Origin of the sequence: Mycobacterium dioxanotrophicus (assembly GCF_002157835.1) — a bacterium.
Taxonomy (GTDB): domain Bacteria; phylum Actinomycetota; class Actinomycetes; order Mycobacteriales; family Mycobacteriaceae; genus Mycobacterium; species Mycobacterium dioxanotrophicus.
Genome location: NZ_CP020809.1, coordinates 742,168 through 755,221, shown reverse-complemented (window position 1 = coordinate 755,221; position 13,054 = coordinate 742,168). Strand labels below are relative to the sequence as shown.

Genomic DNA, 13,054 nt, shown 5'->3' with positions numbered 1-13,054 from the left:
ATTCACTCGTTGATGAGTTCAGCCTCGGGCACTTGGTGCGATGACTTGTCCCTCGGTTCGGTCACTTTGCGCAACCGCACGACGTAGTAGAAGACACCGATGATCATCGGTACGCCGACGATGTACCAGCCCATCGGAATGTGCCGGAACAGGGAGTCTGTGACGGTGCCGCTGATCTGGTCGAAGTTGGGGTTGGTCGACGCCCTGGGCCAGAGCAGATTGAGCGCTGTGGCGCCGGTACCGACCAATGCCACGAGTGTCACCGGGATGTTCCACCCGCCCAGGTTGAAATGCGCTCGCCGGTGCGGCCAGCCGCGCAGCAGCGACCACAACACCACGACCGTCACCAGGAAATAGGACACATACATGGCTGCCGTGGCGCCGCCCACCATCGAAGCGGTGTTGGTGGTGAAGACAAATACCGGTGCCAGCCCGAGAAACGCGACCAACAACGAAGCAGCCCACGGTGAACCATCTTTCGTCGTCCTGGTCCATACCCGAGCAAACGGCAACTGGTTGTCCCGCGACATGCCGAAGATATGCCGGGTTGCACCCGCGAACATGGTGCTGGTGGCGATGAGGAGGCCTTCGGCCACTATGGCGAGGAACAGTTTCACCGTCCAGCCCGGCAGATGCAGACCAATGGCCTCCTGGGCCGGGGCACCGGTCAGCATGGCCTTGGCGGTGTCCGGGAGTGACGTGGTCAGGCACATCAGGAAGAGCGCCCCGCAGATCGCGACGAAGATGAAGGCGCCGATGATGCCGCGGGGTGCGTTGCGCGAAGCGTCTTTCGTTTCCTCACCGAGCGTGCCGCCGTTCTCGAACGTGTACAAGACCCAGTACGACACGAAGATGCCCCCGCCGAAGAGGGCAGGCAGCCACTGGCCGAAAGACATCGCTTCCACCGCGGCGCTGCCACTGCCATCGGTGACGACACGCGACATGTCGGTGAGCGCCCCGAAATCCTTGGGACCGAGCACGAATACCGTGAGGATGATCCCGGTGGCGACAACGATCTCCAGGATCATGCCCCACTCGGCCAGTTTGCCCAAGAAACCGACCTTCAGCAGGTTCCAGAACAACGCGAACGCCATCGCGAAAATGATGATATTGCGGTCGAGGGTGAACGAATCCGACCAACCGAACAGCGGTTTGACGATAACGGGCAACGAGGCACAGTACGCGGTCATCAACGGGAACATCGCGCCGGCGTAGATCCAGCCGATAGCCCAGCCGACCCGCTTGCCTGCCAGTTGACTCGGCCACTGGTACATCGAGCCTGCGAACGGAAAGTGGGAAGCCAGCTGGGAGAACACAAGTACCAATGCGCCCACGCTGATCAATGTGACCGGCCAGCCCCAGAACATCGCGGGTCCGGCAGCTGACATCGAAAAGCCGTAAAGGCTCATCAGTCCGCCGAACACGCCGACGCCTGCGAACGTCAGTGCGCCGTTGGTGAGCGCGGTCAGCGCGCGTTTGAGGCCGTGTTGCTCGTCGAGCGGGCCCGGGGTCGCGGGCTGCGTCATGGTGATCGTCTCCGTCCTGGTTTGTGGCAGTACCGTGGCTTGGCCGAACGTTGAGTGCGCACCGGCCGTCAGTTGTCATTCCGCACATCTGTCGACACTGTGATGCAGATCTCTGTCTGCGATGAGAATGCCACCGCGATCGACCATTGGCAACAGTTTGGTCCCACCAAAATTTCAAAGGTTCAGTATTTATGTGCCACCGGCCTCCGTGCCATCAACAACACAGGTGAAACCAGGCGCAGCACCGTGGATTCATCGATCGATCAGGCAGTTGTTCGACCTCTTGCGCGCCACACCGCGGCGCGGTAGCGTGACTCAAATCACGCCATTTGGTTGGACCTTATAGCGCCTTTGTCGGAGGATCACAGTGCCAGAACTGATCACGCCAGAAGAGATCATCGAGCAAGTGCCCGCGTGGCGGGACAGGGAGGTGTCTTTCGAGATGCTGCACGGTGGGCTCGCCAACCGGAGCTATTCGGTACGGGTAGACGACGAGCGCTACGTGATCAAGGCCCTGACGCAGGCGATGGGCGATTTCAACCTGATGATTCCGCTCGACGACGTGTGCAGAAACACCGTCGCCGCCGGACAATCGGGGGTCGGCGCCAAGGTTGTCTACGCCTTCCCGGACATGCCGGCACTGGTCCTGGAGTGGATCGACGGCGTCACGCTGACAACGGCCAGTCTGTCTGCGGCAGAATACATACCGCGACTGGGCCGGGGTGTCGCACAGCTACACAGACGTTCGCCCGCCTTCAACAACGAGATCTGCATCTGGAAGTTCCTCGACGACTATCTGGACCTCGTTGACAAACACGCACTGCCCACCCCTGACGGCATCATGGATTACCTGACCATCATCCGTGACATTCAGGGAGCTCTTGCCAAACAAGCGCTCACGGCTGTCCCTTCGCACAACGACCTGCTGGCTCTCAACGTCATGGACGACGGCGACATCCGCCTCATCGACTATGACTTCAGTGGCATGAACGACCCCGCCTTCGATCTCGGCGATCTGGCGATGGAGGGCGACTACGACCCGGATCAAGTCGCCAAACTCTGCGAAAGTTACTTCGGCGCACACGACGCCGTGCAGACCGCACGCGTCCGGCTCTTCGGCGTCGCCGCGCAATACACCTGGGCTCTGCTGTTCGTCGGCATGCACTACCTGCTCCCCGAAGCCCCAGCCGAAGGATTCAACTACTGGGCCGAAGCCGAATCACGTTGGCGCTGGACCCGTTCCAAACTCGACGCCGACGATCTGCCGCAGGTGATGAGCCTGGCCAGCGGCGTGAGCGGCTGACCATTCGTCGAATCCCGCGAAACAACTCACTACTGCAAGGAGACCGCATGCCTGAACTCACAGACAGCCAGGTGACTGTCGTCGGCGGAGGTGCCGTCGGGGCGGCCGCAGCCTATTTTCTCGCCCGCGAGGGCTACCGCGACCTGCAAATCATCGAAGCCGGAAATACCAGTTCCGAAACCACCAGCCAGGCAGCCGGACTCGTCGGGCAGTCCAGGACCACTCTCGACCGCACCCGCCTGACCATCGCGTCGGCGGCGTTCTACCGCAACCTCGAGAAGGATCTCGGATATACGGCCGACTGGCGTGAGACCGGCAGTATTCGCCTTGCACTGTCGGATGCGTCGGTGGCTGAACTCCAGCAGATCGCGGCAGTCGCCGCCCAGGCCGACCTGCACGTCGAGTTGATCGACGGCCGCCGGGTGCAGGAGTTGTGTCCCATGTTGGAAGACGTCTCGGCCGTCCGCCTCGCACTCTGGTGTCCGACCGATGGATACGTACAACCGAACAGTCTCACCGATGCATACCTGCAGGCGGCGCGAGACCTCGGCGCCAGAGTGATCCCGCACACGCGAGTGGTCGGCGTTGATGTCCGCGATGGCGTGGTGACCGGCCTGCAGACCGACCACGGCAACATCGCGACCGACATGGTGGTCAACGCGGCAGGTCCGTGGGCCGGAGCGCTGGCGCGGCTGGCCGGTGTCGAAATGCCCATCGTCCCAGTGCTTCACGAGTACTTCGTCACAGAACCGCAAGACGGATGGGATTCGGGGTCGCCCACGTTGCGGATCCCGGAGATTCAGGTCTATGCCCGCGGTGAGGGTTCCGGTGTCCTGTGTGGCGGTTTCGAACACAACGGCACGAGCATTGACCCCGCGACAGTAGCCATCGACTCTGTGCTGCCCGCCACCCTCAACTGGGAGGTGCTCGGGGCATTCGCCGAGGACTTTGCTCGATTCGTTCCGACCTTCGGTGACGCCGGGATCAGGACCGTATTCCGTGGTTGGCCCGGCTTCACCCCGGACGGGAGATTCGTCGTGGGGCCGGTCGCGGGCCTGCGCGGTTTCGTGATGGCTGCAGGATGCAACGCGCACGGAGTATCGGGTTCCGCGGGACTGGCCCAGCACCTGCTGGAAAGCCTGACCGGCGACGTCTCTCCGTACGTACGGAGTCTGAGCCCGAATCGGTTCCTGCCACGGACCTGGTCGTGGTCCGAGGCGCGGCTACAGGCTCAGGCCATCTGCGAAAACTACTATCCGATGCCGGCACAACCGGTTTGAGTCTGATCGTGGGTCGCGCCGAGGGGCCGCCCAGCCACCGCACTCGCGTGAAGCGAAGCCTGATGGAGGTGGCCGGGGTACCGGCATTCCTTGCCAGCCAGGGATACACGGCGGGCACCCGGATCATCTCCACCCGGGTCGCGCCGCCCGACACCGCAACCCGCAATGCGCTCGAGCTGGGACGCAACGACTTCGTTTTCGACATCCGCCGGGTACGACACGCCGACAGTTCACCGATATCGTTGGAGCACGCCCAGTTTCCGGCTGGGCGCGTGCCGGGGTTGTTGGAACAACAGCTGGGCAGGTCGCTCTACGAGATTCTGGAAAGTCAGTACGGCGTGATCGTCGCGCGGGTCGAAGAGCGGATCGAGGCAGTCAATGCCACTGCTGCCGAGGCGGCATCGTTGAAGATCAAGCCGCGGTCGGCGTTACTGTTGATCACTCGCACGGCCTACGATGCCGATAGCCGTCCAATTGAGTTCTCGCGTGACCTTTTTCGCGCGGACGCCCTGTACTTGGTCGTCACCGCACAGGGACGTCGCGCTTCGGCCACCAACGCTGTTTGCCAGGGACACCTGCCGCTTGCGGGAGAAGGCCCCACGAATGAATCAAGCCACCGGCACGACATCTGGAGCATCTTCGACGTCGCCGGTCTCACCGGCCCGCGCGGCCTTGCGGCCGAAGTAGATGACGTAGGTGAGGAACGCGACCTCGACGGTGACGCCGATCCCGATCCGCACCGCGGTGGGCAGCGGTGACGGCGTCACCATCGCCTCGACCAGACCGGAGACCAGCAGTACCGCCGCCAAGCCCACGGCGACTGCCACCACCGCCCGGCCCTGCTCGGCGAGCACCTGCCCGCGTGGCCGGTCACCGGGTGCGATCACCATCCAGCCCAACCGCATCCCGACCGCTCCGGCCAGAAATACGGCAGTGAGCTCCAGGAGCCCGTGCGGCAGGATCAGGCCCAGAAACAGATCGCCCTTGTTCGCGGCGAACATCAGCCCGGCGATGACACCCAGGTTGGCCGCGTTCTGGAACAGCAGATACGGGATGGGCAGCCCGAGCAGGATCGCGAACCCGATGCATTGGGCGGCCACCCAGGAGTTGTTCACCCACACCTGCAGCGCGAACGAGCCTGCCGGGTTCTCGCTGTAGTACGACGCGAAATCGTGGTTGACCAATTGGTCGATCTCGCTTGGCGTTCCGATGGCCGTGTGCACCTCGGGGTCGCCGCCGACCCAGAAGGCCAGTGCGAACACCACCGCCATGAACACCACCGCTGTGCCGAGCCACCAGCGCCATGACCGGTAGGCCACCACCGGAAAGGACACGGTCCAGAACCGGACGAACTCGCGCCACAGCGGGGCATGCGCACCGGTGACCACCGAACGGGCCTGCGCCACCAACCCCGACAGCTTGCCGACCAGCACCGAATCGTTCGATGCCGAACGCACCATCGACAGATGGGTGGACACCCGCTGGTAGAGGTCCACCAGCTCGTCCACCTCGGCGCCGGTCAGCCGCCTGCGCCGTTTGACCAACTGCTCCAGGCGGTCCCAGGTGGCGCGATGGGCCAGCACGAACGCATCGACATCCACCCGGCCGATGGTAATCGGTAGGTTGGGACGCTATGTCCTTCCAACCGGCGTCGGCGCCCGGACCTGTGGTGACCGGGGATGCGGTGATCCTGGACATCCAGATCGCGCAGCTGCCGGTGCGCGCGCTCGCCTCGATCATCGACATCCTGGTGATCGTCGCCGGCTACATCGCGGGCGTGATGCTGTGGGCGCTGACCCTGACCCAGCTCGACGATGCGCTCTCCGCGGCGATCCTGATCATCTTCACGGTGCTGACGCTCGTGGGTTATCCGGTGGTCATGGAGACGACGACGCGGGGCCGCTCGCTGGGCAAGATGGCGCTGGGCCTGCGGGTGGTGTCCGAGGACGGCAGCCCGGAACGCTTCCGCCAGGCGCTGTTTCGGGCGTTGGCGGGTTTCATCGAGATCTTCATGTTCACCGGGGGCCCCGCGGTGATCTGCAGCCTGATCTCTCCCAAGGGCAAGCGGATCGGCGACATCTTCGCCGGCACATTGGTGATCAGCGAGCGCGGCCCCAAGCTCACGCCGCCCCCGGCCATGCCGCCGATGCTCGCCTGGTGGGCCTCGTCGCTGCAGCTCTCCGGGCTCGGCGCCGAGCAGGTCGAGCTGGCCCGCCAATTCCTGTCCCGGGCCGGCCAGCTCAATCCCCGCATCCGCGACGAGATGGCACAGCGGGTGCTGCACGAGGTCGCGACCCGGATATCGCCGCCCCCGCCGCCCGGCGCTCCTCCGCAGTACGTGCTGGCCGCGGTGCTCGCCGAGCGGCACCGCCGCGAGGTCGCCCGGCTCGTACCTCCCCCACCGCTTGCCTACCCTGCGCCGCAGGCTCCGCAGTACCCGCCGCCAGCGGCAACACCGCCGCCGCCGCCTCACCAACCTGGCGGATTTGCCCCGCCGAACTGACTGGCCATCCGGTGATGGGACACACATGTCCCATTTTGGCCCAATCGTGCTACATTTTGATGCATGAACATCCAGGTCGCCGCCCCCAACGGTGTGCGTGAGCGCACCCGCAGGGCCATCCTGGACGCCGCAATGACAATGCTGGCCGACCATCCGGCCGCCAGCATGGCCGAAATCGCCGCGGCCGCGAACGTCGGGCGCAGCACGCTGCACCGCTACTACCCGGAACGATCAGATCTGCTCCGCGCGGTCGCCTACCACGTGCACGCGCTCAGCAGCGCCGCGATCGAACTCGCCGAGCCCACCAACGGGCCGCCCGAAGCAGCGCTGCGCCGCGTCGTGGAGAGCCAGCTCGACCTCGGCCCCATCGTGCTCTACATCTACAGCGAACCGACCATTCAGGCCGATCGCGAGCTGGCAGCCCACCTGGACACCGGCGACGAGGCGATCAGCGAGGTTCTCGAGCGGGCCTCGGCGGAGTGTCCCGGATATCCCCCTGGGTGGGCCCGCCGGGTGTTCTGGGCGCTGTTGCTGGCCGGCTACGAGGCCATCAAGCAGGACGGCACCGCCCGGCATCAGGTGGTCGATGCCATCATGCACAGCCTCACCGCTGGCACAGTTCACCTGCCGCGCAGCTGAATTCTTCTGCACCACACCAATTTTCGCTTTTTCTCAGTTGACCTACAGGAGTTTTTCCATGTCCGCCTGCCTCGACGCCACGCCGTCGCAGACAGTTACCCCCAAACGCGCCTGGATGGCGCTGGCCGTGCTGATGCTGCCGGTGCTGCTCATCGCCATCGACAACACCGTGCTGGCTTTCGCGCTGCCGATGATCGCCGAGGACTTCCGTCCCGCGGCATCGGTCCAGCTCTGGATCGTCGACGTCTATTCACTGGTGCTCGCCGCGCTGCTGGTCGCCATGGGCAGCTTCGGTGACCGGATCGGCCGGCGCCGTATCCTGCTGATCGGCGCCAGCGGCTTCGCCGTCATGTCGGTCGCGGCCGCGTTCGCCCCGAGTGCGGCGTACCTCGTTGCGGCCCGTGCCGCTCTAGGCGTGTTCGGCGCGATGTTGATGCCCGCGACGCTGTCGCTGATCCGAAACATCTTCACCGAGGCAGGCCCCCGCCGGCTCGCCATCGCGATCTGGGCATCCTGCTTCACGGCAGGCACCACGCTGGGCCCCATCGTCGGCGGCGCTCTGCTGCAGCACTTCCACTGGGGTTCGGTGTTCCTGGTTGCCGTGCCGATCCTGCTGCCGCTGCTGGCGCTCGGCCCACGTCTGGTGCCCGAGTCCCGTGACCCGAGCCCGGGCCCTGTGGACCTCCTGAGCGTGTCCCTGTCGTTCACCGCGATGCTGCCGTTCGTCTGGGCGGTCAAAACCGTTGCGCACGATGGCTTGTCGGTGATGGTGGCGATCGCCTTCGGCATCGGTATCGCCTCGGGTGTGTTGTTCGTGCGCCGGCAGAACCGCAGTGCCACACCGATGCTCGACATGAGCCTGTTCTCCTACGGCCCGTTCAGCTCGTCGGTACTCGCGAACTTCCTGTCCATCGTGGGCTTGATCGGCTTCGTGTTCTTCGTCTCCCAGCATCTGCAGCTGGTACTCGGGCTGTCGCCGCTGGCGGCCGGTCTGGTCACGCTGCCGGGTGCTCTGGTGTCGATGATCGCCGGTATCGCCGTGGTCAAGGCGGCCAAACGCTTTTCGGCGCAGACGCTGATGGTGGGCGGCTTGGCGTTCGTCGCGGCCGGCTTCGGAATGATCATGCTGTTCCGTCACGACCTGACGGTGGTCGCGGTGATCGTGTCGTTCATCGTGCTGGAACTCGGTGTCGGTGTCTCGCAGACGGTGTCCAACGACACCATCGTCGCCTCGGTCCCTGCTGCGAAAGCCGGTGCCGCATCGGCGGTCTCGGAGACCGCCTATGAGCTGGGTGCCGTGGTCGGTACCGCGACGCTCGGGACCATCTTCAGTGCGTTCTACCGCACCAACGTCGAGATTCCGGCCGGGCTGACGCCGGAGCAGGCCGGTGCGGCAGGCGAGAGCATCGGCGGCGCCGTGTCGGTCGCCACCGAGCTCCCCGCGGAAACCGCGGGGCGCCTGCTGGATTCGGCCCGCACCGCGTTCGACTCCGGCATCGCGCCGACGGCACTGATTGCGGTGGCGCTGTCGCTGACGGCCGCGGCGATCGTGGCGTGGTCGTTCCACGGAGCCACTCAGCGGTAACGCAGCCCGGCCAGCAGCAGCGCTCCGGCGAGGAAACCGCTGACCGTACGGACGTGGTTCCACGCCGTCCAGGTGCTCAGGTACGCCCGCCATTCGGTGGCGGCACCGGCCAGGTCGACACCGTCGAGGTGGTTGTTCAACGGCACGTTGAACGCCATGGTGACGATCAGGGGAAGCACCCCGGCGACCGCGCCGGCGAGCAGCAGCCAGCCGCCCGGCCGGTTCAGCTGGAACAGGGCGACCACGCCGACCGCCATCGCCAGCACCGCCGAGCCGAGGAAGAACACCAGGAACGCGGCGTTGGCGTTGGCCTCGGCGTTGATACCGCGCATGGCGGTGATCGCGGCGACCGGGCCCGTGCGGTCCAGACCGCGCATGACGAACGTCGAGAAGGCATAGAACAGGCCGCCCGCGGCGGCGCCGGCCACTGCGGTGGTGGCGGTCAGGATGGTGATGGGACTGAGATTCATGGCTTCAGTCAACGGCCATCAGTCGAGACGTTCCATCGCTGAAAGTCCTGTTTGCATACGCATGAGTCTTGAGAGGATGTGCGTGATGACGCGCGATTTCGACGCGCTGGTCGCCGAGGCCGACGCCGCACCCGTCGACGGGTGGGATTTCTCCTGGCTCGACGGGCGGGCCACCGAAGCCCGGCCGTCGTGGGGATACCAGCAGCTGCTCGGGCGGCGGCTGTCCTCGGTGGCTTCGGCGCTGGATCTGCAGACCGGTGGCGGCGAGGTGCTCGCCGGCGTGCCCGCGTTCCCTGCGACCATGGCGGCGACCGAGGCCTGGCCCGCCAACCTGGACCGGGCCACCCGGCTGCTGGGACCGCGCGGCGTCGTGGTGGTCGCCGCGCGTGACGAGCCACCGCTGCCCTTCGCCGACGCCGCGTTCGAACTCGTGACGAGCCGGCATCCCGTCACGGTGTGGTGGGCGGAGATCGCCAGGGTGCTCACCCCCGGGGGTAGCTACTTCGCTCAACATGTCGGACCGGCAAGCGTTTTCGAGCTGGTGGAGTTCTTCCTCGGACCGCAGCCGGACGCCCGCCGCAAACGCGATGCGGTCGCGGAGAGCGCAGCGGCCCGGGCAGCAGGCCTGGAGATCGTCGACGTGCGCTCCGAACGGCTGCGCATGGAGTTCTTCGACGTCGGCGCAGTGGTGTACTTCCTGCGCAAGGTGATCTGGACGGTGCCCGGATTCACCGTCGCCGGCTACCGCGACCGCCTGCGCCACCTGCATCGCCAGATCGAGTTGCAGGGGCCGTTGGTCGCGCACTCGTCGCGGCATCTGATCGAAGCCCGCAAACCGGACTGACGGTTACGCTACGGCTGTGGACGCGCTGGCCGGACTACTCGACGGCGTGCGGGCGCGGGGTGCATTCGTGTTGCGGATGCAGCTGGACCCGCCGTGGTCGATGCGCATCCGCGACGAGGCACCGCTGACCCTGATCTGCCAGACCGCGGGCCGAGCCGTCATCGTCGGCGATGCCAGCGGAATGACCTGGCTGGGTCCCGGGGATGTCGCGGTGACGCGCGGTACCGAGCACTACACGTTCGCCGACGATCCCGCGACGACACCGTCGGTGGTGATCCACCCCGGCCAGCGCTGCACCACCCTCGCCGGCGCCGATCTGCGGTTCGAGTTCTCGCTCGGCGTGCGGACCTGGGGCAACGCCGCGGCAGGCGCGAGCCAGTCCGTGGTGTGCGCCTACGAGGGCCGCAGCGCGGTGAGCGCCCGACTGCTCGACGCACTTCCCGACGTGCTGGTGGTCCGCGGCACCGACTGGGACTCCCCGCTGGTAGATCTGCTCGCCACCGAGGCAGGCAACGACGGCCCGGGCCAGGAGGCCTACCTGGACCGGCTGCTCGACCTGCTGCTGATGGCGGTGCTACGCAGCTGGTTCGCCCAGGCCGGCAATGCTCCCGCCTGGTGGCGTGCCGAGCAGGATCCGGTCGTCGGCCCCGCCCTGCGGCTCATTCATCACAACCCGGCACACCCGTGGACCGTCGCCAATCTTGCTGCCGCCGTAGGATGTTCACGCGCCGTCTTCGCCCGCAGGTTCACCGAGCAGGTCGGCGAGCCGCCGATCGCGTTCCTGACCGGCTGGCGGCTGGCCCTGGCTGCCGATCTGCTCGCAGGCAGCCGGGCCACGGTCGCCGCAGTGGCCCGGGAGGTGGGCTACTCGACGCCGTTCGCACTCAGCAGCGCGTTCAAACGGGCCTACGGCATCAGCCCCAACGCGCACCGTGCCCTGGCGGGTTGAGACTTGACGGAAGACCCCGCACTCGCGACTATCTCAGCGACTTCGCGAACCCTTTGACACAGAACGGATATCACATGTCGATACGTTGGGGAATTGTCGGGCCCGGTCGAATCGCGGCGAAGCTGGTGAGCGATTTCGCCCACGTGCCCGACGCGACAGTCCTCGCGGTAGCGTCCCGATCGGCTGATCGCGCGAGCGCGTTTGCCGACAAATACGGCATCGAGCGCAGCTACGGTTCGTACCGGGAAATCCTCGCCGACGCAGACGTCGATGTGCTGTACGTCGCGACCCCGCATACGCATCACCTCGCCATCGGGCTCGCCGCTGCGGAGGCAGGCAAGGCGCTGCTGGTGGAGAAGTCCTTCACCGCCACCATCGAGGGTGCCGAAGCACTCGTCGACGCGGTGCGCCGGCATCGCGTGTTCGCGATGGAGGCGATGTGGACCCGCTTCCAGCCTGCGGTCGTGGCCGCACGCAAATTGCTCGACGAGGGCGCGATCGGCACGGTTCGGTCGGTGCAGGCCGACCTCGGCGTGACCCGAACCTTCGACCCGACCGACCGGGTGTTCGCCCATGAACTCGGCGGTGGCGCTCTCTTGGACCTGGGCGTTTACGTGGTGTCGTTTGCCCAGATGGTGCTCGGAAATCCGACGTCGGTTTCGGCGTTGGGTTCGCTCGAACCGTCAGGGGTGGACGCCGACGCGACCCTGCTGCTCGGTTTCGACGAGGGCCGGACCGCCACGTTGATGTGCTCGTTGCACAGCCCGATGCCCGGACACGCCCGGATCTTCGGCAGCACGGGATGGATCGACATCCTGCCGCGCTTCCATCACCCGAATTCCTTTGTGCTGCACCGGCAAGGTCACGACTCCGAACAATTCGACCTGCCCGCGCTCGGAGACGGGTTCTCGCACGAACTCATCGAGGTCACCGAGGCCATCAAGGCCGGCCGCACCGAAAGCTCGGTCATGCCGCTCGATGACACGCTGACCGTGCAACGGGCACTGGAGGATGCGCTGGGGCAACTCGGCGTCCGTTTTGTCGAGGAGCCCGCGGATATCTGACCGCGCAGCGCCTGCCGTGACGGCGGGTAGCCGGCGGCCGCTCGATTCGACCCCGGCACGGGCCTACCCGCGCCGGGGTGGTTGACACCGGCAAACATCAGGAAGCTCCCAGCTCACCACCACCTTGGCGGCCAGGTCGACGTGCCCATGCGCGCTCGTCGACCTACCGACGCATGGGCCGAACCGCCTACTCAAACGGGTAGATCAAACCATCCCAAATTGGCGTTCCTCCCACCCGCGAATGACAGGACGATGTGTATTCAGGTCCCACCTCTGGATGAGGAGAAGAGAATCATGTCCGCCGCCAAGACCTACCCCGCCTCGGAAGTAACCCGGGACAGCATCACCAAGAACATCGCCCTGGTTCGGGACGAGATCGCGAGCACCACGTCCAAAGTCAACGAAGAGCAGGTGGCCATCCTGGCTCGCCACCTGGTCAGGGGCGGTCGAGTGTTCGTGGCCGGCGCGGGCCGCAGCGGGCTGGTCCTGCGCATGGCCGCGATGCGGCTGATGCACTTCGGCCTGAACGTGCACGTCGCGGGCGACACCACCACCCCGGCGATCGCCGACGGTGACCTGCTGCTCGTGGCGTCCGGATCGGGCACCACCTCCGGTGTGGTCAAGTCCGCCCAAACGGCCAAGAAGGCCGGGGCGCGCATCGCCGCCTTCACCACCGATCCGAACTCGCCGCTGGCCGGTCTGGCCGACGCCCTGGTGATCATCCCCGCCGCGCAGAAGACCGATCACGGCTCGCACATTTCGCGCCAGTACGCCGGATCCCTTTTCGAGCAGGTGCTGTTCGTCGTCACCGAGGCCGTGTTCCAGTCGCTGTGGGATCACACCGACGTCGAGGCCGAGGAACTCTGGACGCGCCACGCCAACCTCGAGTGA

Annotated in this window: 12 protein-coding genes and 1 pseudogene; 10 read left to right on the top strand and 3 right to left on the bottom strand. The window is 65.9% G+C overall.

Features of this window, described 5'->3' with window-relative positions; genetic code table 11:
* Positions 1-2 precede the first annotated feature (2 nt).
* Positions 3-1,526, bottom strand: coding sequence for an APC family permease (locus BTO20_RS03490; RefSeq protein WP_087073421.1), 1,524 nt, complete (start codon positions 1,524-1,526; stop codon positions 3-5).
* Between the two features lie 367 nt (positions 1,527-1,893).
* Between BTO20_RS03490 and BTO20_RS03485 the strand changes: the two genes are divergently transcribed.
* The 3 genes and pseudogenes from BTO20_RS03485 to BTO20_RS03475 all read left to right on the top strand — a co-directional run.
* Entirely contained in the window at positions 1,894-2,829 is a 936-nt protein-coding gene (locus tag BTO20_RS03485; protein ID WP_087073420.1) for a choline/ethanolamine kinase family protein, read from the top strand.
* 47 nt (positions 2,830-2,876) lie between these two features.
* Positions 2,877-4,109: an NAD(P)/FAD-dependent oxidoreductase gene (locus BTO20_RS40210; protein ID WP_087073418.1), complete on the top strand. Its 1,233-nt coding sequence runs from the start codon at positions 2,877-2,879 to the stop codon at positions 4,107-4,109.
* Between the two features lie 62 nt (positions 4,110-4,171).
* Positions 4,172-4,606 (top strand): annotated as a pseudogene (locus BTO20_RS03475) (GntR family transcriptional regulator); the annotation flags it as partial.
* A 111-nt stretch (positions 4,607-4,717) separates the two neighbouring features.
* Here BTO20_RS03475 and BTO20_RS03470 read toward each other — a convergent pair.
* Positions 4,718-5,710, bottom strand: coding sequence for a stage II sporulation protein M (locus BTO20_RS03470; protein ID WP_087073416.1), 993 nt, complete (start codon positions 5,708-5,710; stop codon positions 4,718-4,720).
* A 32-nt stretch (positions 5,711-5,742) separates the two neighbouring features.
* Between BTO20_RS03470 and BTO20_RS03465 the strand changes: the two genes are divergently transcribed.
* The 3 genes from BTO20_RS03465 (at position 5,743) to lfrA (ending at position 8,836) form a co-directional block, all read left to right on the top strand.
* A complete protein-coding gene (locus tag BTO20_RS03465) occupies positions 5,743-6,612 on the top strand; it encodes an RDD family protein (RefSeq protein WP_087073414.1) in 870 nt (289 codons plus the stop codon).
* A gap of 63 nt (positions 6,613-6,675) precedes the next feature.
* The gene (locus tag BTO20_RS03460; RefSeq protein ID WP_087073412.1) at positions 6,676-7,251 is read left to right on the top strand and encodes a TetR/AcrR family transcriptional regulator; all 576 of its coding nucleotides are present in this window, start codon (positions 6,676-6,678) and stop codon (positions 7,249-7,251) included.
* Between the two features lie 58 nt (positions 7,252-7,309).
* Positions 7,310-8,836 (top strand): efflux MFS transporter LfrA, encoded by a 1,527-nt coding sequence (gene lfrA, locus BTO20_RS03455; protein WP_087073410.1) that lies wholly within the window; start codon positions 7,310-7,312, stop codon positions 8,834-8,836.
* Here lfrA and BTO20_RS03450 read toward each other — a convergent pair.
* Complete coding sequence (locus BTO20_RS03450) at positions 8,827-9,306, bottom strand: anthrone oxygenase family protein (protein ID WP_087073408.1); 480 nt, start codon at positions 9,304-9,306, stop codon at positions 8,827-8,829. The genes lfrA and BTO20_RS03450 overlap by 10 nt on opposite strands.
* A gap of 85 nt (positions 9,307-9,391) precedes the next feature.
* Here BTO20_RS03450 and BTO20_RS03445 point away from each other — a divergent pair, with 85 nt between their 5' ends.
* The 4 genes from BTO20_RS03445 (at position 9,392) to hxlB (ending at position 13,054) form a co-directional block, all read left to right on the top strand.
* Positions 9,392-10,150, top strand: a complete 759-nt coding sequence (locus BTO20_RS03445; protein ID WP_087081552.1) for a methyltransferase domain-containing protein — start codon at positions 9,392-9,394, stop codon at positions 10,148-10,150.
* 16 nt (positions 10,151-10,166) lie between these two features.
* Positions 10,167-11,099: an AraC family transcriptional regulator gene (locus BTO20_RS03440; RefSeq protein ID WP_087073406.1), complete on the top strand. Its 933-nt coding sequence runs from the start codon at positions 10,167-10,169 to the stop codon at positions 11,097-11,099.
* Positions 11,100-11,173: 74 nt separating this feature from the next.
* A complete protein-coding gene (locus tag BTO20_RS03435) occupies positions 11,174-12,163 on the top strand; it encodes a Gfo/Idh/MocA family protein (RefSeq protein WP_087073404.1) in 990 nt (329 codons plus the stop codon).
* Positions 12,164-12,457: 294 nt separating this feature from the next.
* Positions 12,458-13,054, top strand: a complete 597-nt coding sequence (gene hxlB / locus BTO20_RS03430) for a 6-phospho-3-hexuloisomerase (RefSeq protein ID WP_087073402.1) — start codon at positions 12,458-12,460, stop codon at positions 13,052-13,054.